The organism is Lacisediminihabitans profunda (genome assembly GCF_008040105.1).
Lineage (GTDB): Bacteria > Actinomycetota > Actinomycetes > Actinomycetales > Microbacteriaceae > Lacisediminihabitans > Lacisediminihabitans profunda.
In genome coordinates this window covers 143,841-159,982 of sequence record NZ_VRMG01000005.1, presented here as the reverse complement: position 1 = coordinate 159,982, position 16,142 = coordinate 143,841, and the positions used below count along the sequence as shown (strand labels likewise).

The 16,142-nt window shown below is 70.2% G+C and carries 17 protein-coding genes; 10 read left to right on the top strand and 7 right to left on the bottom strand.

Annotated elements, in window-relative coordinates:
* Positions 1-148 precede the first annotated feature (148 nt).
* On the top strand, positions 149-1,360 hold the full coding sequence (locus tag FVP33_RS05330) for an MFS transporter (RefSeq protein ID WP_147782604.1): 1,212 nt from the start codon (positions 149-151) through the stop codon (positions 1,358-1,360).
* 202 nt (positions 1,361-1,562) lie between these two features.
* On the opposite strand, the gene FVP33_RS05325 is transcribed toward FVP33_RS05330, so the two are convergent.
* On the bottom strand, positions 1,563-2,120 hold the full coding sequence (locus FVP33_RS05325; protein WP_147782603.1) for an NADPH-dependent FMN reductase: 558 nt from the start codon (positions 2,118-2,120) through the stop codon (positions 1,563-1,565).
* Positions 2,121-2,264: 144 nt separating this feature from the next.
* Between FVP33_RS05325 and FVP33_RS05320 the strand changes: the two genes are divergently transcribed.
* Complete coding sequence (locus FVP33_RS05320; protein WP_147782602.1) at positions 2,265-3,095, top strand: aldo/keto reductase; 831 nt, start codon at positions 2,265-2,267, stop codon at positions 3,093-3,095.
* On the opposite strand, the gene FVP33_RS05315 is transcribed toward FVP33_RS05320, so the two are convergent.
* From FVP33_RS05315 to FVP33_RS05305, 3 genes are all read right to left on the bottom strand, one after another.
* Positions 3,092-4,366 carry an MFS transporter gene (locus tag FVP33_RS05315; protein ID WP_147782601.1) on the bottom strand — a complete coding sequence of 425 codons (1,275 nt, stop codon included), beginning with the start codon at positions 4,364-4,366 and terminating at the stop codon, positions 3,092-3,094. The two genes, FVP33_RS05320 and FVP33_RS05315, sit on opposite strands and share 4 nt — an antisense overlap.
* Positions 4,360-5,358 (bottom strand): aldo/keto reductase, encoded by a 999-nt coding sequence (locus tag FVP33_RS05310; protein ID WP_147782600.1) that lies wholly within the window; start codon positions 5,356-5,358, stop codon positions 4,360-4,362. Before FVP33_RS05310 ends, FVP33_RS05315 begins: the two co-directional genes overlap by 7 nt.
* 92 nt (positions 5,359-5,450) lie before the next feature.
* Positions 5,451-5,645 (bottom strand): hypothetical protein, encoded by a 195-nt coding sequence (locus FVP33_RS05305; protein WP_147782599.1) that lies wholly within the window; start codon positions 5,643-5,645, stop codon positions 5,451-5,453.
* 198 nt (positions 5,646-5,843) lie between these two features.
* Here FVP33_RS05305 and FVP33_RS05300 point away from each other — a divergent pair, with 198 nt between their 5' ends.
* A complete protein-coding gene (locus FVP33_RS05300; protein WP_187270583.1) occupies positions 5,844-6,725 on the top strand; it encodes a DUF4349 domain-containing protein in 882 nt (293 codons plus the stop codon).
* Positions 6,726-6,729: 4 nt separating this feature from the next.
* On the opposite strand, the gene FVP33_RS05295 is transcribed toward FVP33_RS05300, so the two are convergent.
* Entirely contained in the window at positions 6,730-7,122 is a 393-nt protein-coding gene (locus FVP33_RS05295) for a DUF3052 domain-containing protein (RefSeq protein ID WP_222706633.1), read from the bottom strand.
* 38 nt (positions 7,123-7,160) lie between these two features.
* On the opposite strand from FVP33_RS05295, the gene FVP33_RS05290 reads away from it, so the two are divergent.
* The gene (locus tag FVP33_RS05290) at positions 7,161-8,465 is read left to right on the top strand and encodes an FAD-binding protein (RefSeq protein WP_147782597.1); all 1,305 of its coding nucleotides are present in this window, start codon (positions 7,161-7,163) and stop codon (positions 8,463-8,465) included.
* Positions 8,466-8,480: 15 nt separating this feature from the next.
* Entirely contained in the window at positions 8,481-8,942 is a 462-nt protein-coding gene (locus FVP33_RS05285; RefSeq protein ID WP_147782596.1) for an NUDIX hydrolase, read from the top strand.
* Positions 8,943-8,948: 6 nt separating this feature from the next.
* On the opposite strand, the gene FVP33_RS05280 is transcribed toward FVP33_RS05285, so the two are convergent.
* Entirely contained in the window at positions 8,949-9,422 is a 474-nt protein-coding gene (locus FVP33_RS05280) for a MarR family winged helix-turn-helix transcriptional regulator (protein ID WP_147782595.1), read from the bottom strand.
* A 193-nt stretch (positions 9,423-9,615) separates the two neighbouring features.
* On the opposite strand from FVP33_RS05280, the gene FVP33_RS05275 reads away from it, so the two are divergent.
* Genes FVP33_RS05275 through FVP33_RS05260 form a run of 4 tightly spaced genes read left to right on the top strand, consistent with a single transcriptional unit; the run spans position 9,616 to position 13,716 of the window.
* The gene (locus FVP33_RS05275; RefSeq protein WP_147782594.1) at positions 9,616-10,743 is read left to right on the top strand and encodes a baeRF11 domain-containing protein; all 1,128 of its coding nucleotides are present in this window, start codon (positions 9,616-9,618) and stop codon (positions 10,741-10,743) included.
* 9 nt (positions 10,744-10,752) lie between these two features.
* A complete protein-coding gene (locus tag FVP33_RS05270; protein WP_147782593.1) occupies positions 10,753-12,087 on the top strand; it encodes a phosphoribosyltransferase in 1,335 nt (444 codons plus the stop codon).
* Positions 12,084-13,403 carry an erythromycin esterase family protein gene (locus tag FVP33_RS05265; protein WP_147782592.1) on the top strand — a complete coding sequence of 440 codons (1,320 nt, stop codon included), beginning with the start codon at positions 12,084-12,086 and terminating at the stop codon, positions 13,401-13,403. Before FVP33_RS05270 ends, FVP33_RS05265 begins: the two co-directional genes overlap by 4 nt.
* Positions 13,404-13,422: 19 nt before the next feature.
* Positions 13,423-13,716: an acylphosphatase gene (locus tag FVP33_RS05260; RefSeq protein WP_147782591.1), complete on the top strand. Its 294-nt coding sequence runs from the start codon at positions 13,423-13,425 to the stop codon at positions 13,714-13,716.
* 128 nt (positions 13,717-13,844) lie between these two features.
* Here the strand turns inward: FVP33_RS05260 and FVP33_RS05255 are convergent, their stop codons facing one another.
* Positions 13,845-15,395 (bottom strand): alkaline phosphatase PhoX, encoded by a 1,551-nt coding sequence (locus FVP33_RS05255; RefSeq protein WP_147782590.1) that lies wholly within the window; start codon positions 15,393-15,395, stop codon positions 13,845-13,847.
* Positions 15,396-15,542: 147 nt separating this feature from the next.
* Here FVP33_RS05255 and FVP33_RS05250 point away from each other — a divergent pair, with 147 nt between their 5' ends.
* Positions 15,543-16,112: a GIY-YIG nuclease family protein gene (locus tag FVP33_RS05250; protein ID WP_187270582.1), complete on the top strand. Its 570-nt coding sequence runs from the start codon at positions 15,543-15,545 to the stop codon at positions 16,110-16,112.
* The last annotated feature ends 30 nt before the right edge of the window (positions 16,113-16,142 follow it).

The window sequence follows — 16,142 nt, the reverse complement described above, 5'->3', positions numbered from 1 at the left end:
ACATGTAGTGGGCGTGTCATCCACAACTGTGGATAAGTTCGCCGAGTTGTGCACAGCCTGTGGACGGATCCGGTGCGCCTCCGAGCCACGCGGGAGCGCCGCCCGACTCGCCCGGGAATACCGCCCGGAACGATAGGCTTGCAGCCTTGTGAGCACCTATTTGAGCCTTCTGAAGACACACGGTGTCGCGCGGCTCATGTCGGCCCAGCTCGTTGCCAGGCTCCCCAACGGAATGCTCTCGCTGGCCTATCTCCTGCACATCGAGCGGCTGCACCACTCCTATGGGGCGGCGGGCCTCGTTCTCGCCGCCACGAGCATCGGCCAGGCCATCTCCGGCCCCCTGACGAGCCGCTGGATGGGCATCTGGGGAATGCGCCGGGTGCTGGTGCTCACCCTCGCGGTGTGCGCGGCGACGGTCGGCACCATCGCGCTCGCCCCCACCCTTCCCGTGCCGGTCTACATGGCCCTCGGGCTACTCGGCGGGCTGAGCACGCCGCCCATCCAGCCCGCGGTGCGCACCATCTATCCCAAGATGGTCAACTCGCGGCAGCTGACCCCCCTCTTCTCCCTCGACGCGTCCGCCCAGGAGATCATCTGGGTCGCCGGCCCGGTGCTCACGACCTTCGTGGCCACCCAGGTCAGCACGGTGGCGGCGATCCTGCTCGCCCTGCTCTTCATGATCGGCGGCGGAATCTGGTTCATCGCCTCCCCGGAGGTCGGCCGGGTGCGCATCCCGCGCAGTCGCCGCAGCCTCGGCGTCGTGCTCAAGAAGCCCGCCGTGCTTCTCGCGACGGTCACCGGCTTCCTCCTCATCGGCGCGTGCGCCGCGATCGAGGCCGGGGTGGTCTCGGCGTTCGGCGAGAAGAGTCCCCAGTCCGGCCTGGTGCTGGCGATCTTCTCGCTCGGCTCGCTCATCGGCGGACTCGCGCTCGGCCACATCCCGATCGGACCGTGGGCCATGGCGAGGCGGATCTTCATCGTCTTCGTCGGGATGTCCCTCGCCGCGTTCTCCCTCAACGTGTGGTGGCTCGCCGTGACGCTGCTCATCGCCGGCATCGGAATCGCTCCGGCCCTCGCGGTCATGTTCGCGATCGTCTCGTCCAGCGTGAGGTTCAGCGAGACCGCGGAGGCGTACGGCTGGGTGGGCACCGGCCAGCTCATCGGTGCCGCCCTCGGCTCCGCGGCCGCCGGCTTCCTGATCGACCGTTACGAGGCGCCCGGCGCCTTCTGGGTCGCCGTGTCGCTCGCCGGTCTCGGGTGCCTCGTGCCGATGCTGTTCCGCCGGGCTCACCCCGACCTGCGCGGTCGGGATGCGAGCCCGATCCCAGACACCGAACCCGTTCCGGTCCAGCCGAGCTGAGGCCGACCCGCGCGTCCGCGTCCCCACCCCGTCCCGTCTCGTCCGCACCACCCCCACCCCGTCCCATGCCCATTCCGTGAAAGTGCCCGTTCGACATCACTGGGCCCGGGCGAACAGGCACAACCACGACGAACGGGCACAGTCACGCGGCACGGCACGGCACGGGGCGGGGGCGGCGGGGGGGCGCGAGCCCGGCGCCTCGCTACCTCAGGGGGATGAGCGCCCCGGCGAGGACCGCCAGCTCGGCCATGACGCCCGCGAGAATCTCGTCCTGGCGCTCGGTGCTCACGAAACTCCCGTCCTGCACCTGCTTGCCGGCGAACGTGATCTCCACCGCGGCCCCCGTCTTGACGAGGCCCAGCCCCACGATCACGTTCTCGATCGCGTTCACGCCGCGGCTGCCGGCCGAGACGCCGCCGTAGCTGACGAAGCCGACCGGCTTGCGCCACCACTCGGCGGAGAGGTAGTCGAGGGCGTTCTTGAGCGCGGGCGAGAAACTGTGGTTGTACTCCGGGGTGACGAAGATGAACGCGTCGGCGGCATCCACTCGCTCGCTCCAGCGGATGGTGTGGTCGTGCGTGTACTGCCGCAGCCGGGGGTGGTTCGGCTCGTCCATGAACGGCAAGCCGATCTCGGCGAGGTCGGCGAAGTCGATCTCGAAGCCGCCCTTCTCCTGCACCGCACTCCGCACCCACTCCGCGATCGGCAGCCCGATGCGCCCCGGTCGAACACTCGCGACGACGATCATGAGCCTGGGCATGGTTTCTCCTCTGACGTTCTGTTGTTGAAATCCCGCTGTAGTTAATGTCTCAGCGCGGTACTGAACCGAGCCCGGGCACCCGGCATTCCCGACGCGGCAGATCGGTCGACCGCGTTCGCCCCGGGGGCATTCCCCAATAATGGAATGATGGCTACCCCCGAATCCCCCTCCCTCCCCCTCCTTGACGGCCACACCATCCCGCAACTCGGGCTCGGCGTGTACAAGGTGCCGGATGCCGAGGCGGCACGCGTGGTGCAGACCGCGATCGAGGCCGGCTATCGCCACGTCGACACGGCCGCCCTCTACGCCAACGAGCGCGGGGTCGGCGACGGGGTTCGAGCCTCCGGCGTGCCGAGGGCAGAGGTGTTCGTCACCACCAAGGTGTGGGATGACGACCACGGCTACGACGCCACCCTGCGCGCCTTCGACGTGAGCCTCGCCGCACTCGGGTTCGACTACGTCGACCTCTACCTCATCCACTGGCCCGTGCCGTCGAAGGACCTCTACGTCGACACCTGGCGCGCCCTCGAGGCGATCGCCCGGGACGGGCGTGCCCGCTCGATCGGCGTCTCCAACTTCGCGCCGCATCACATCGACCGGCTGCTCGCCGAGACGGACACGGTGCCGGTGCTCAACCAGGTGGAGCTGCACCCCTGGCTCCCGCAGCGTGCGGTGCGCGAGTACGACGCGGCGCACGGAATCCTCACCGAGGCGTGGTCGCCGCTCGCCCGCGGCCGGCTCGTGGGCGATCCGGTGCTCGAGGCGATCGCGTCCCGGCACGGCAAGTCGGCGGCCCAGGTCGTGATCCGCTGGCACCTGCAGCTCGGCAACGTGGTGATCCCCAAGTCGGTGACCGCTGAGCGCATTCGGCAGAACATCGACGTGTTCGACTTCGAGCTCGACGCAGACGACCTTGCGGCGATCGGCTCCCTCGAGACGGGCACCCGCACCGGGATGAACCCGGACGAGCACTAGTCCAGAAGCAGCCCCTCGGTCGGCGCGGCCTCGATCCGGTCGCCGTTGTCCACGTTCTCGGGGTTGGGCAGGCTCATCAGGAAGCGGAAGAAGACGACAGCGGCGAGCGCGGATGCCGCCCCGCCGATGGTGAACGGCAGCGCGAGATCCACCCTCCCGATGAGGCCGCCGATGATCGAGCCGACGGGCATGCTTCCCCAGAGCAGGGTTCGCCAGGTGCCGTGGACGCGCCCGAGAAGCCTGCCCGGGATGATGCTCTGCCGCAGCGACATCACGAGGATGTTCCACACCGTGACCGCGAAGGTCGAGACGAAGAATCCGAGGCCGACCGCCCAGAGCACCGGCACGACTCCGGCGAAGAGCAGGGCGAGCGCGTCGAGCAGCGTCGCGATCGCCATCGCGAGTCCCGCGCCGAGCCACGACCCCAGCCGCGAGGCGAGCGCAGCGCCGAGCACCCCGCCCGCCGCGCCGGTGAGCAGGAACACCCCGTAGAGCGCCTCCGGGAGGCCGAGCGGACCGAGCAGGTAGAGCACGAAACTCGCGGTGGCCGCCGACACGCAGATGCCGATGAAGGTGCTGAAGAACCAGAGGGTGCACAGCATCCGGTTGGCGGTGATGAAGCGGAAGCCGTCCACGAACTGCCGATACCAGGCCACCGCCGGCTCGTCGTGCGTCGCGGAGAACTGCCGGCCGGAGGCCGCCTTCGGCAGGAGGAACGCGAGAACCACGGCCACGGCGAAGACGAGGGCGTTGGTGCCGAGCGGGATGAGCACCGAGACGGCGAAGAGGGCGGAGGTGAACGGTCCGGAGAGCAGGTTCTGCACGACGAGTTCGCCCGCCTCGATGCGCGAGTTAGCCCGGGCCAGGTCGGCCCGTCCGACGATGCTCGGCACCACGGCACGGATGGCCCCGTCGTAGAGGGTCTCGAACGTTCCGTAGACGAAGATCACGAGGTACAGCCACCAGATGGTGAGCGTGCCGGTGCCCGCGAGCACGGCGAGCGCCACGGCGAGCACCGTGCGCACCGTGTTCGCCAGGGCGAGGGCGCGGCGGCGGTCGATCCGGTCGATCAGGATGCCGGAGGGGATCGCGAAGAGCAGCCAGGGCAGCAGCGAGAGGGCCGCGACCCCGGCGATGAGCACCGGATCGTGGGTGAGCCGCGCCGCGAGCAGGGGCGCCGCGGTGCGGGCGATGCCGTCGCCGAGGCTCGACGCGAGGTTGGCGGTGAAGAGGTTGGAGAAGGCGCCGCCGAGCCCCTTCCGACTCACCATCGCCCGTGGATGGCCTCGCGGAAGTAGCGGTCGTAGATGTCGGTGACGCCGGCGGTGAACTCGGCACCGAGTTCCGCGGCGGAGCCCGCCGCGGCATTGCTCTCCGCCTGCTCGACGTTCCGGGCGCCGGGGATCACGCTCGACACCCCGTCGAGCTGGGCGACCCAGGCGAGCGCGACCTGGGAGGTGCTGAGCCCCTGCGCGGCCGGCGTGCGTGCGGCGAGCTCGGCGAACTCGCGCGCGGCGATCACACCCTGCTCGAAGTCGACCCCGGAGAAGGTCTCTCCCACGTCGAACGCCGAGCCGTCGCGGTTGTAGGTTCGATGGTCGTTCGCGGCGAAGGTCGTCGTCGCCGTGTACCTGCCGCTGAGCAGACCGGACGCGAGCGGAACCCTCGCGATGATCCCGACGCCGGCCGCGATGGCCGCGGGCAGCACCGCGTCGAGCGGCTTGAGCCGGAAGGCATTGAGGATGATCTGCACGCTCGCGACACCGGGTCGCGCGATGGCGGTGAGGGCCTCGTCCGCGGTCTCGACGCTGACCCCGTAGTGGGCGATCGCGCCGTCGGCGACGAGGGTGTCGAGCGCGTCGTAGACGGCGTCGCTCGACAGCACGGAGGCCGGCGGGCAGTGCAGTTGCACCAGGTCGATGGTGTCCACGCCGAGGTTCGCGCGCGACCGGTCGGTCCAGTCACGGAAGTTCGCGAGGGTGAAGTTGGCCGGATCCTGCGCCGCACGCCTGCCCATCTTGGTGGCGACGGTGATCGAGTGGCCGGGGTGCTCGGCCAGGTAGGCGCCGATGAACTGCTCGCTCCGACCGTCGCCGTAGACGTCCGCGGTGTCGAAGAGGGTGACGCCGGCGGCGACGGCGGCGTCGAGAACCGCCCGCGCATCCGCCGCGCTCACCTCTCCCCAGTCCGCGCCGAGCTGCCAGGTGCCGAGACCGATGACGGACACGGTACGGCCGGTGCGGCCCAGGGTACGAGTTCTCATGTTTCCACCCTAGGGGTCGGCTCGGACACGCAAAACGGACGGACGGGTCGCCCCGTCCGTCCGTCCCGACTCCGGGCGCCTGGCCTCTGGCACTAGTCGCGCAGGTTCTCCTTGTACTCGTTCTTGGCCTTGGTGGCGTCACGTTCCGCCTCGGCGCGCTTCACCGCGGACTCGGCCTGCACCTCATCCGCCTTGTCGCTCACGCGCTCCTTGGTGTCGTCGACCCACTCGCCGACCTTCTTGCCTGTCGCCTGCGCGGCGTCCTTGGCGTCGTCGATCATTCCCATGACTCCTCCTTCTTGCTTCTTGTCCCTGTCGCGAACGGGATGTCGCTGATGCCCAGCACGGTAGACCCGGAAGACTCGAGAGCGGGATTCCTCTCACCGCTTTCCCAGCGTGCTCCGGGCCCGCTCCCCACCAGCGGACGTGCGAATCGTGTCGAACGTTGGGTAGTGGTGGCACGAGTCCGTGGCTACCGTGGTGACATGAGGCGAATTCTGATTCCCGCGGTGCTCGTGCTCGCCATGGTCGGCCTGGCCGGATGCTCCGGGTCGAACACGAGCAGCAGCAGTTCCGGCGCGGCATCCTCGAGCGCTCAGGCGCCGTCGGCGGTGCAGGGGAAGCCCTCGACCCAGGATTCGACTGGCGGCAAGGCCGAGGTCGGCACCGGGCGCCAGGTGATCACCAACGGCGACGTCTCCATCACGGTCGAACGCCCGGTCGCGGCCGCCGATCGCGCTGCGGCCATCGTCGAAGCGTCCGGTGGACGGGTCGACGGACGCATCGAACACGCGCCGGTCGACGGCGATCGAGGCAGCGCCCAGTTGACCCTGCGCATCCCCTCGACGAGGCTCACGGCGGTGCTCGACCAACTGGAGCGGCTCGGGACTCTGCAGAGCGTGTCCATCACCAAGCAGGATGTGACGAGCGAATCGCAGGACCTGGACGCCCGCATCACCGCGCTTCAGGCCTCGGTGGACCGCCTCCTGCAGCTCATGGCCAAGGCCACGACCACGGCCGACCTCATCGCCATCGAATCGGCGCTCTCGGAGCGGCAGGCCAACCTAGAGAGCCTGCAGGCACAGAAGCGCTCCCTGGTCGACCAGGTCGACCTGTCCACGATCATCCTCACCCTCGGATCGCCGGCCACCGCCCCGAAGAAGGTGCCAGACGACTTCCTCAGCGGACTCGTCGCCGGTTGGAACGCCCTCGTCGGATTCTTCGCTGGGGTGATCGTGGTGATCGGGGTGCTGTTGCCCTGGCTCGTGCTGGCCGCGCTCCTCGGCGGCCTAGCGCTGCTGCTCGTGCGGCGCATCCGTCGCCGCCGAACGCCGGCGGTCGGGCAGCACGACCACCCCGACGAGTAGCCGGTCAGCGCTCGGTGAGGCGCCAGACGATCTTGAGACCCGACCAGTCGTCGTCGATCGCCGCGACCTTGACGTCGACGAGGCCGTGCGGCAGCACCGAGTCACGGATGAGGTCATCGGTCACGTCGCTCGTGTGGCCCGCCGCCCTCCTCGGCCACGCCACCCAGAGTGAGCCGGCCGGATGGACGAGGCGTCCCAGCTCGAGGAGCCTCGACTCGAGGCCCGCTGCCGCCCGCACGAAGACGAGGACGAGGTCGGCCCGGTCGCCGTCGGCGACCGTCTCGACGGGAGGCGCGCCGTCGAACGACCAACCGGGAGGCGCATCGACAATCGACACCCGCATCCCGGCCTTGAGGCCGAGCTTGCGCGCCTGCCGTGTCGGGGAGTAGCCGGCCACCGCACACCTCCCACCCGTCCAGTTCCTAGACTGGCTCAATGATCTCAGCGAATTGGGCCGGTAACTACGAATACATCGCACGCGAACTCGCGACCCCCGGCTCTCTCGAGGAGCTGCAGGATCTCGTGGCCGGCGCCGAGAAGGTGAAGGCGCTCGGCAGCCGGCACTCCTTCAACGACGTGGCCGACACGACGGGAGTGCAGGTGTCGCTCGCCGGTCTGCCGCACACTGTCGTGATCGACGAGTCGGCGCGCACGGTCACCGTGAACGCCGGCGCGAAGTACGGCGAGTTCGTGGAGGAGCTCGCCCGCCGGGGCTGGGCGATCCACAACCTCGCATCACTCCCCCACATCTCCGTGGCCGGGGCGATCGCCACGGGCACCCACGGCTCCGGCGACCGCAACGGGAGCCTCGGAACGGCGGTCGCGGCGCTCGAGATGGTGACGGCCAGCGGCGAGATCCGACGGTCGAGACGCGGCGACCCGGACTTCGACGGGCTCGTCGTCTCGCTCGGCGCCCTCGGAGTGGTCACCTCCGTGTCCCTCGACATCGAACCCAACTTCGAGATGCGCCAGGACGTCTTCGAGAACCTGGCCTGGCCGCAGCTTCTCGCCAACTTCGATCAGATCACGGCGAGCGCGTACAGCGTGAGCGCCTTCACCGACTGGGGCGACGGCGGAGCGAGCCAGGTCTGGCTCAAGAGCCGCGTCGACTCCGACATCGCCGCCGCGAGCCGGGCCGACCTGTTCGGCGCGCCCCGGGCGACGCGGCAGCGTCATCCGCTGCCCGACGGACCGAGCGAGTGGACTACCGACCAGGGTGGCGTGGCCGGACCGTGGTGGAAGCGGCTTGCTCACTTCAAACTCGAGTTCACCCCGAGCAACGGCCAGGAACTGCAGAGCGAATACCTCGTGCCACGCGCCCACGCCGCGGGGGCGATCGAGGCGATGAGACGGCTCGGTCCGCGCCTGGCGCCGCTGCTCTTCGTGGGCGAGTTGCGCACGATGGCGGCCGACGAGCTGTGGCTGAGCCCCAGCTACGGCCACGACTCTCTCGGACTGCACTTCACCTGGCGACAGGATCCCGCGGTGGCCGACCTGCTGCCCGAGCTCGACGCGGCGCTCGCTCCGTTCGACGCCAGGCCGCACTGGGGCAAGCTGTTCGCGACCACACCCACTCGCCTCGACTCGCTCTACCCCCGGCTCCCCGACTTCCGCCGTCTCGCCCGCACCCTCGACCCGGACGGCAAGTTCCGCAACGCGTTCCTCGACCGCACGATCTTCGCCGGGGTCGCCTCTCCGCGCACCGCACCCGTCGGTGTCGTTCCGGGCGACCCGTCCTGAGGGACCTCGACCACCATGCGAAGTTGCGGCCTTCTGCTCTATCGCCGCTCTGACGCGGGCGCGCTCGAGGTGTTCATCGGGCACATGGGAGGGCCATTCTGGGCGAAGAAGGACCTCGCGGCGTGGTCGATCCCGAAGGGCATCGCCGAAGACGGAGAGCACGACCTCGACACCGCCCTGCGCGAGTTCGAGGAGGAGACCGGACGGCCGGCACCGCAGGCGGAGTGGCGGCCGCTTGGCGAGTTTCCGCAACCGTCCCGCAAGATCCTCGTCGTCTTCGCCGGTGAGGCGGAGTTCGACGCCGACCACATCGCCAGCAACCTGTTCGAGCTGGAGTGGCCGCCGCGGTCGGGGCGCATCCAGCGGTTTCCGGAGATCGACAGGGCGCGCTGGGTGCCCATCCACGAGGCCAGGGACCTGGTCGTCAAGGGCCAGGTGGCTCCGCTCGAGGCTCTGGCCGCACTGCTCGCGCGGTAGCCAGCGCTATCCGAGCGCGGGGGGACGGATCGGCGCGTCCAGTCCGCGCAACGCCATCGCCTCGAGGGCAGGCAGGGCCGCCTCGACGGCCGCCAGTTGCTCGGCGTCGAGCGTGCCGAGCAGCTCGGTGACGAGCTCGGCGCGCGCCGACCGCGCGCGCACGATGTAGTCGACCCCCGCCGGCGTCGCTTGGATCGAGAAGGCGCGGCGATCGCTCACGTCCACCTCGCGACCGACGAGGCCGCGCGCCTCCAGGTCTGCCACGATTCGGGTGATCGAGGGCGCGGCGATCCCCTCGCGCTGGGCGAGTTCGCTCAGCCGGAGCGGCCCGAAGCGCACGATGCTCGACAGCGCCGAGACGGTTCCGTGGCTGAGACCGGCGGTGGCCCGCAGCAGGCGTCGATTGAGGCGTCCCACCGCGAGCGCGAGCCGCGGCGCCGTGGCGTCCAGACCGTCGGTGGCGGCATCCGGTTCGGTCATGTGTCGGCCCCACTCACTCGAAGTCGTCCAGCGGATCAGGGATGCCCTGTCGCTCTCACGACGATACCGCGCCCCGACGCGCCGACCGGCCCGGTCGCGTGACTTTCGTCCCTGTCGCGACGGCACGGAGTTCCTAGGCTCGGAATCCAGCCGGTTCACCGATCACGACATCCCGGCGGAGAGGAACGGGCGAATGCACAACGTTGACCTTCCGACTGTGGAGGACCTGGCGAGACTCGCCGACATCCGCACCCCAGGATGCGTGTCGATCTACGCGGAGGCGGTGCCGCAGTCCCAGGAGTCTGACAAGGCTCGGATCGAGGTCAAGAGCCGCCTGCGAGAGGCCGTCCAGCAGTTGGAGGCGGCCGGCACGAGCGCCGACCTCGTCGAGTCGATCAACGCGGCGGTCGATGGCCTCCTCACCGACCGGCACTTCTGGCGCCGCCAGTCGAACAGCCTCGCGGTCTTCGCGAACGGCAGCACACTCACCACCTTCCGGCTCGCGAACCGGCTCACCGGACTCACCGAGGTCTCCGACCGGTTCTCGATCACTCCGCTCCTGCGCGCAGTGACCTTCTCGCACTCCGCCCTGGTCCTGGCGCTCTCACAGAACTCCGTGCGGCTCATCGACGTCTCGTCCTCGTCCGCGGCCACCGAACTGGCGGTGCCCGGCCTCCCCACCGACCTCGAGACGACCCTGGCCCTCGACCTCACCAACGACCGTGACACGCTCGCCCACCTGCGCACCTCCGAAGACCCCAAGGTCCGCATGCGCGAGTTCTCGCAGGCGATCGACCGAGCACTTAGGCCGGTTCTCGCCGAGTCGGATCGCCCGCTGATCCTCGCCGCCGCCGAACCTCTCGCAAGCATCTTCCGCTCGGTCTGTTCCTCCCCGCGGCTCGCCGAATCGACGATCGCCGGCAATCCGGAGGAACGGTCGGCCGAGGAGCTCGCCGCGAGCGCGACGCCCATTCTGGACGAGTTGCACGCCGCCGAGCTCGCCGCCCAGGTCGCCCGGTTCGACGAGAGCACATCCCGGGGGCTTGCCGTCGGAACCCTCGATCGCGTGGCCGTCGCCGCGACCGCCAGGGCCATCGACACCCTCTTCGTCGACATCGAGGAGCGCATCCCCGGCTACGTCGACGAGATCAGCGGCGTCATCACGCGCAGCGACGCCGACGACGCCGCCAACTACGACGTGGTGGACGAGATCGTGCGACGGGCGTTCGCCTCGGACGCCCGGGTGCTGGCGGTGCGCGGCGCCGAGGTGCCGGGAGGCGGGCCGGTCGCCGCGATCCTGCGGTACGCGCTGCCCGCCTAGGAGAGACCCATGGACGTGTTCGACAACCGAATCGACGCCGGTCGGCAGCTCGCCGCGCGCCTCGAGCCGCTGAGAGGCACCGACATCGTCATTCTGGGGCTTCCCCGCGGCGGTGTCCCCGTGGCCGCCGAGGTGGCGAAGGCGCTGCACGCCCCGCTCGACGTCATCGTCGTGCGCAAGCTCGGGGTGCCGTTCCAGCCGGAGGTGGCGATGGGAGCGATCGGCGAGGGCGGCGTGAAGGTGCTCGACGCCCGGGTGCTGAGGATGGCCCGGGTGAGCGACGCCGACCTCGCGAACGTCGAGCGCCTCGAGCGCGCGACCCTCGAGGACCGCAGCGCGCGATTCCGTCGCGGGCGCGACCGCATCGACCTCACCGGTCGCACGGCAGTCATCGTCGACGACGGCATCGCCACCGGCTCCACCGCTCGGGCAGCCTGCCAGGTCGCGAGGCGGCTCGGCGCGGCGAGGGTCGTGCTCGCGGTGCCGGTCGGGCCGAAAGACACCGTCGAGGGCTTCACCGAGGCGGATGAGGTCGTCTGCGTGGCGGCCCCGAGCCAGTTTCTCGCGGTGGGCTACCACTACCGAGACTTCTCTCCGACGACCGATGACGAGGTGATCGTGCTCCTGGATGCCGCGGCGCGGCGCATGCAGGCCGGCCTCGCCTCCGAGGCGGCCGACAGTGATCTCGACGTCGTGATTCCGGTCGACGGCGTGACCGTCGAGGGGCACCTGCGCCTGCCGGAGCCCGCGACGGCGGTGGTCGTGTTCGCCCACGGCAGCGGCAGCAGCCGACACAGCCCGCGCAATCGTTTCGTCGCCGACGTGCTCTACGAGGCCGGCCTCGGCACGCTGCTGCTGGACCTGCTCACGCCGGGCGAGGAGGCGAACCGGGCGAACGTCTTCAACATCGAACTACTCGCCCGGCGACTCGGCGCCGTCACGGAATGGCTTGCCGCACGCCAGGAGACCGCGGGGTGCACCATCGGCTACTTCGGAGCGAGCACGGGCGCCGGCGCGGCGCTGCGGGCGGCGGGCGAGCTGGGTGAGCGCATCTCCGCGGTCGTGTCACGCGGCGGCCGGCCCGAGCTGGCGGGGCCCATCCTCCCGGCGGTGACCGCGCCGACCCTCCTCATCGTCGGCGGCGCGGACACCATAGTGCTCGACCTCAATCGGCGCGCGCAGGCCGAGTTGCGCTGTGAGAACCGGCTGGCGGTCGTCGCGGGAGCCACTCACCTCTTCGAAGAGCCGGGCGCCCTCGCCGAGGTGGCCATCCTCGCCCGCGACTGGTTCGTCACCCACCTGCGGTCTGACGACGAAACGCAATCGAAGGGATCAGCCCCATGAGCGACATCGGGCACATCGTCGTGAGCCACGACATCGTTGCCGACATCCTCGACCTGGCCCGTCCACTCGTGAGTGACAGCGATCTCGGCCCCCTCGTGAACCGTGTGGGAAGCTCGAGGTTCGTCTGCATCGGCGAGGCCTCCCACGGCACCCATGAGTTCTACGACTGGCGTGCGCGCCTCAGCCGTCGCCTGATCGAGGAGCACGGCTACACCTGGATCGGGGTCGAGGGCGATTGGCCGGACTGCTGGCGCATCAACCAGTGGGTGCGCGGTCGGGGCGACCAGGATCTCGGGGCGCGGCAACTCCTCGGCCTGTTCGAGCGCTGGCCGACCTGGCTGTGGGCCAACGAAGACGTCGTCGACTTTCTCGAGTGGCTGCGCGACTGGAACTCCGCCCGGCCGGAGAGCAAGAGGGTGGGCTTCTACGGCCTCGACGTCTACTCGCTCTGGGACTCCCTGGGCGAGATCATGGTCTGGCTCGAGAAGTATGCCCCGGAGGCGGTCGAGAGCGCGATGCAGGCCTGGCAGTGCTTCGTGCCGTACCAGGAGGATCCGCACCGCTACGCCTGGAGCACCCGGCTCGTGCCGCAGTCCTGCGAGGCCGACGTCGTCGCCCTGCTCTCGGAGGTGCGCGAGCAGGCCTCCCTCCGCGCGGGAGACGAGAGCGCGTTCGACGCCGAACAGAATGCCGAGGTCGCCGCGGGTGCCGAGCGCTACTACCGCACCATGGTGCGCGGCGACCGCGAGTCCTGGAACGTCCGCGACATCCACATGGTCGACACGATCGATCGCATCGCCCGGCATCTCGGTCAAGGCTCGAAGGGCATCGTCTGGGAGCACAACACCCACGTCGGAGACGCCAGGGCCACCGACATGGCCCAGGGCGGGCTCGTCAACGTCGGCCAGTTGCTGCGCGAGCGGCACGGGGGCGAGGGGGTCGCTCTCGTGGGCATGGCGTCCTTCCGCGGCACGGTGCTGGCGGGGGCGGAGTGGGGCGCGCCGGAGCGGGTTCTGCCGGTGCCGGATGCCCGGCCAGGCAGCCACGAGGACTTCCTGCACCGGGCGCTCGGCGAGCCCGCCGTGCTCATGTTCGGCGACGATCGGGAGCGGCCGTGGCTCGCCGCCCGGCTGGGGCACCGCGCCATCGGTGTCGTGTACCACCCGGAACGGGAGTTCGCGAACTACGTTCCCACGACCATGGGCGGTCGGTACGACGCCCTGCTCTGGTTCGAGCAGACGACGGCGCTACGCCCGCTGCGCCACGAGCCGCCGCCCCGCGAACCGGAGTTCGAGACCGAGCCGACGGGCTTCTGACCGGGACTACCCTGTTCGCATGGACGACGGCGCGGCATCCGGATCGAGAGCGCGCGTGCGCGCGGTAGTTCGCGGCCGGGTGCAGGGCGTCGGCTACCGCTGGAGCGCTCGGATCGCGGCCGAGCGGCTCGCGCTCGGCGGCTTCGCCACCAACCGTCCGGACGGCTCGGTGCTCGTCGAGGCGGAGGGACCGCCGGCCGACGTGGATGCCCTGCTCGACTGGTTGCGCCGCGGTCCGCCGGGCGCCCTGGTCACGGCGGTCGACGCGGAGTCGGTCCCGCCGGACGGCGACACGGTCTTCCGCATCATCTGACACGGGTCAGCCGGCCAGGGTCAGCGAGGTACGCGTCGTCGATGTCGCCGGGAGGCCGGACGGCCCCTCCACACGCAGCGGCGCCCCGCTCCCGAACCGCGGGAGCGGGGCGCCGTGTGCGGCGTGGGCTAGTCGTGCTGCGCGCTCTGGTGAAGTTCCCAGGTGATGTTGTCACCGTGCTGCTGGGTCCAGAAGGTGCGCCAGCCGTCCGTGAACGCCTTCGGTGCCTGCGCACCGAGGATTCCGGACGTCGACGGGTCGCCGTTGGACACGTGGATGCCGGTGATCTCGTTGTCCCCGTCGTTGTAGCCGGGGCTCGTGAAGTGGTCGTAGGTGGCCGAGGCGTCGCGACCCTCCGCGAGCCAGCGAGTCGCGACCGGAGCCTTCGACCCCTTGCGGCTGACATCGATCAGGTAGCCGGAGTCGAGGGCGTCGCGCTGCGTGTGCAGCGTGTCGCCGGCGTCCTCGACAACGAGCAGCTTGTCCGGGGTCTGGAACTGGATGTTGTCGAGGCCCGTGTGCGTCAGGTCTCCCAGGAAGGCGGGCGACAGGGTGCCGGTCTTCGCGGACGGCGACGACTGGCTCAGGCGGAACACCGCGCCGAACGCCCCGGGGAGGGTGCTGGTCTTGTCGGTGTCACCGGTCTCGGTGAAGTAGAACTCGCCGAACTTGGTGCCCGGACGGAAGACGCCGTTCTCCGGACGCTTGAACGGGGTGGCCCCGGCCGCGGCGGCGGCGGCCGTCGCTCCGTTGTCCGCGCCCGGCGTGACGGTCACCCAGCGCGTGGAGAACGAGGCGCCGTAGGTGTGCAGGTCGGTGATGAACGGGTCGGACGGGTTGGCCGAGAGCTGCTTCGCGGTGACCGGGGTGCCGGCCTTGGTGCTCACCTGCAGCGCCTCCAGCTTGCCGCCGGACAGGTCGGTGGGGGTGGTCGGGGTGAACCGGTAGATGTAGCTGTTGGGAACCTTGCCGCCGGACGCCTTGGCGCCGCCGATGTCCTCCACGAGCCAGACGTTTCCGGCCGAGTCGTTCTGCACGCCCTCGTAGCCGCCGGATCCGAGCGCCGGAAGCGGGATCAACTTGCCGTCCAGCGGGTCGCCCTTCGCATCCAGGCCCACGGCGAAGACTCCGCCCTTGGGCGCGGCGGACTCGGCGGTGAGGAGCAGCTGCTTGGTGAACGGGTCCCAGGTGATGCCGTCGAAGTTGGGAACGGCCGCGCCGTCGGAGCGCGCATCGGCGATCAGGGTGACGCGCTTGGCCGGGTCCTTCTCGTCGAGGTTGACGCGGGTGACGTAGCCCTGCGGTCCGCCCTCGTGGCCTTGGTAGAGGTAGTGGACGCCGCCGAAGACGAGGTAGACGTTCTTGTCGGGCTCGGTCTTGAATGCCTCGTGGGGGTCCTGGGTGAGCGGGCCGCCATTGGCGGTGTTGAAGCCATAGTGCGAGACGCCGCCGTGCGGGTTGGCCAGGGGGAGCTGTCCGTAGGCCACGGGGCTCTCGGTGAGGCCGCGAGCCAGGACGTTGTTCTGGATGCCGAAGGCCGCCGAGTTGGCCGCGACCGAATCGCGGGCGAATCCGTCGGAGTCCGACGCGGTGGCCGGCAGCGTGGCGCTGGCCAGAACGGCGAGGCCGAGGCCCAGGCCGATCGCGCCGGAGGCGCCGATCTTCTTGTGCAGGTTCATGATTCCTCCTCTGGGCAGGACCGGCGTCCAGCCCGGCCACAAGCAAACTCGGGGAGGGTGTCCGGCTGGTGACCTCGACCTGAACGCCCACCCCCCAAACGGGGAACATCCCGGGCCACTGTCGGCGGCCTGCGGTAGCGTGCGCCCATGATGCCTCGCGCCCGGTGTCTCGCCGACTCGCCTGACGGTCGACCCTGTCGGCGACCGGTCGACCCTGGTGCGCCCGTCGCCCTGTGCGACCGGCACCTCCTCGAGGCCTACGACTGGGTGGTGCAGGACGTCGGCCGCAGCGACCTCTTGCCCTCCCCCTGCCTGGCCTGCGGTGCCCGGCTCGGGGTGCGGTATCCGTCCGGCTGGCTCTGCGGGATCTGCGAGTGGCGGGTGGGCGACATCCCGGACGACGGGGTGAGCGTGCTGCGGGTGGATGTCGTCTACTACCTCCGGTACAAGGACCGGATCAAGATCGGCACGTCCGGCAATCCGCGCCTCAGGATAGCCGGCCTCCCCCACGACGAGGTGCTGGCCTTCGAGCGCGGCAACCGCCTGCTCGAGCGGCGCCGTCACGTCCAGTTCGCGGGCCACCGCATCCCGCACACCGAGTGGTTCGAGCCGAACGACGAGCTCGCCGCGCACGTGAGCGGGCTGCGCGCGGGCGCCGAAGATCCCTGGGCGCAATACGCCCTCTGGCGAAGCCAGGAGCTCGCGTTGCGCGGCTGAACGACGAAGAACCCCACTCAGACTGTCGTC

What these genes read in the sequence shown, in the direction of transcription:
- FVP33_RS05315 (WP_147782601.1), bottom strand. Translation starts at nt 4,366, where the DNA reads ATGGTGAGTCGGAAGGGGCTCGGCGGCGCCTTCTCCAACCTCTTCACC.
- FVP33_RS05265 (WP_147782592.1), top strand. Translation starts at nt 12,084, where the DNA reads ATGAGCGACATCGGGCACATCGTCGTGAGCCACGACATCGTTGCCGAC.
- FVP33_RS05290 (WP_147782597.1), top strand. Translation starts at nt 7,161, where the DNA reads ATGATCTCAGCGAATTGGGCCGGTAACTACGAATACATCGCACGCGAA.
- FVP33_RS05300 (WP_187270583.1), top strand. Translation starts at nt 5,844, where the DNA reads ATGAGGCGAATTCTGATTCCCGCGGTGCTCGTGCTCGCCATGGTCGGC.
- FVP33_RS05275 (WP_147782594.1), top strand. Translation starts at nt 9,616, where the DNA reads ATGCACAACGTTGACCTTCCGACTGTGGAGGACCTGGCGAGACTCGCC.
- FVP33_RS05280 (WP_147782595.1), bottom strand. Translation starts at nt 9,422, where the DNA reads ATGACCGAACCGGATGCCGCCACCGACGGTCTGGACGCCACGGCGCCG.
- FVP33_RS05255 (WP_147782590.1), bottom strand. Translation starts at nt 15,395, where the DNA reads ATGAACCTGCACAAGAAGATCGGCGCCTCCGGCGCGATCGGCCTGGGC.
- FVP33_RS05305 (WP_147782599.1), bottom strand. Translation starts at nt 5,645, where the DNA reads ATGGGAATGATCGACGACGCCAAGGACGCCGCGCAGGCGACAGGCAAG.
- FVP33_RS05250 (WP_187270582.1), top strand. Translation starts at nt 15,543, where the DNA reads ATGATGCCTCGCGCCCGGTGTCTCGCCGACTCGCCTGACGGTCGACCC.
- FVP33_RS05260 (WP_147782591.1), top strand. Translation starts at nt 13,423, where the DNA reads ATGGACGACGGCGCGGCATCCGGATCGAGAGCGCGCGTGCGCGCGGTA.
- FVP33_RS05285 (WP_147782596.1), top strand. Translation starts at nt 8,481, where the DNA reads ATGCGAAGTTGCGGCCTTCTGCTCTATCGCCGCTCTGACGCGGGCGCG.
- FVP33_RS05325 (WP_147782603.1), bottom strand. Translation starts at nt 2,120, where the DNA reads ATGCCCAGGCTCATGATCGTCGTCGCGAGTGTTCGACCGGGGCGCATC.
- FVP33_RS05310 (WP_147782600.1), bottom strand. Translation starts at nt 5,358, where the DNA reads ATGAGAACTCGTACCCTGGGCCGCACCGGCCGTACCGTGTCCGTCATC.
- FVP33_RS05270 (WP_147782593.1), top strand. Translation starts at nt 10,753, where the DNA reads ATGGACGTGTTCGACAACCGAATCGACGCCGGTCGGCAGCTCGCCGCG.
- FVP33_RS05320 (WP_147782602.1), top strand. Translation starts at nt 2,265, where the DNA reads ATGATGGCTACCCCCGAATCCCCCTCCCTCCCCCTCCTTGACGGCCAC.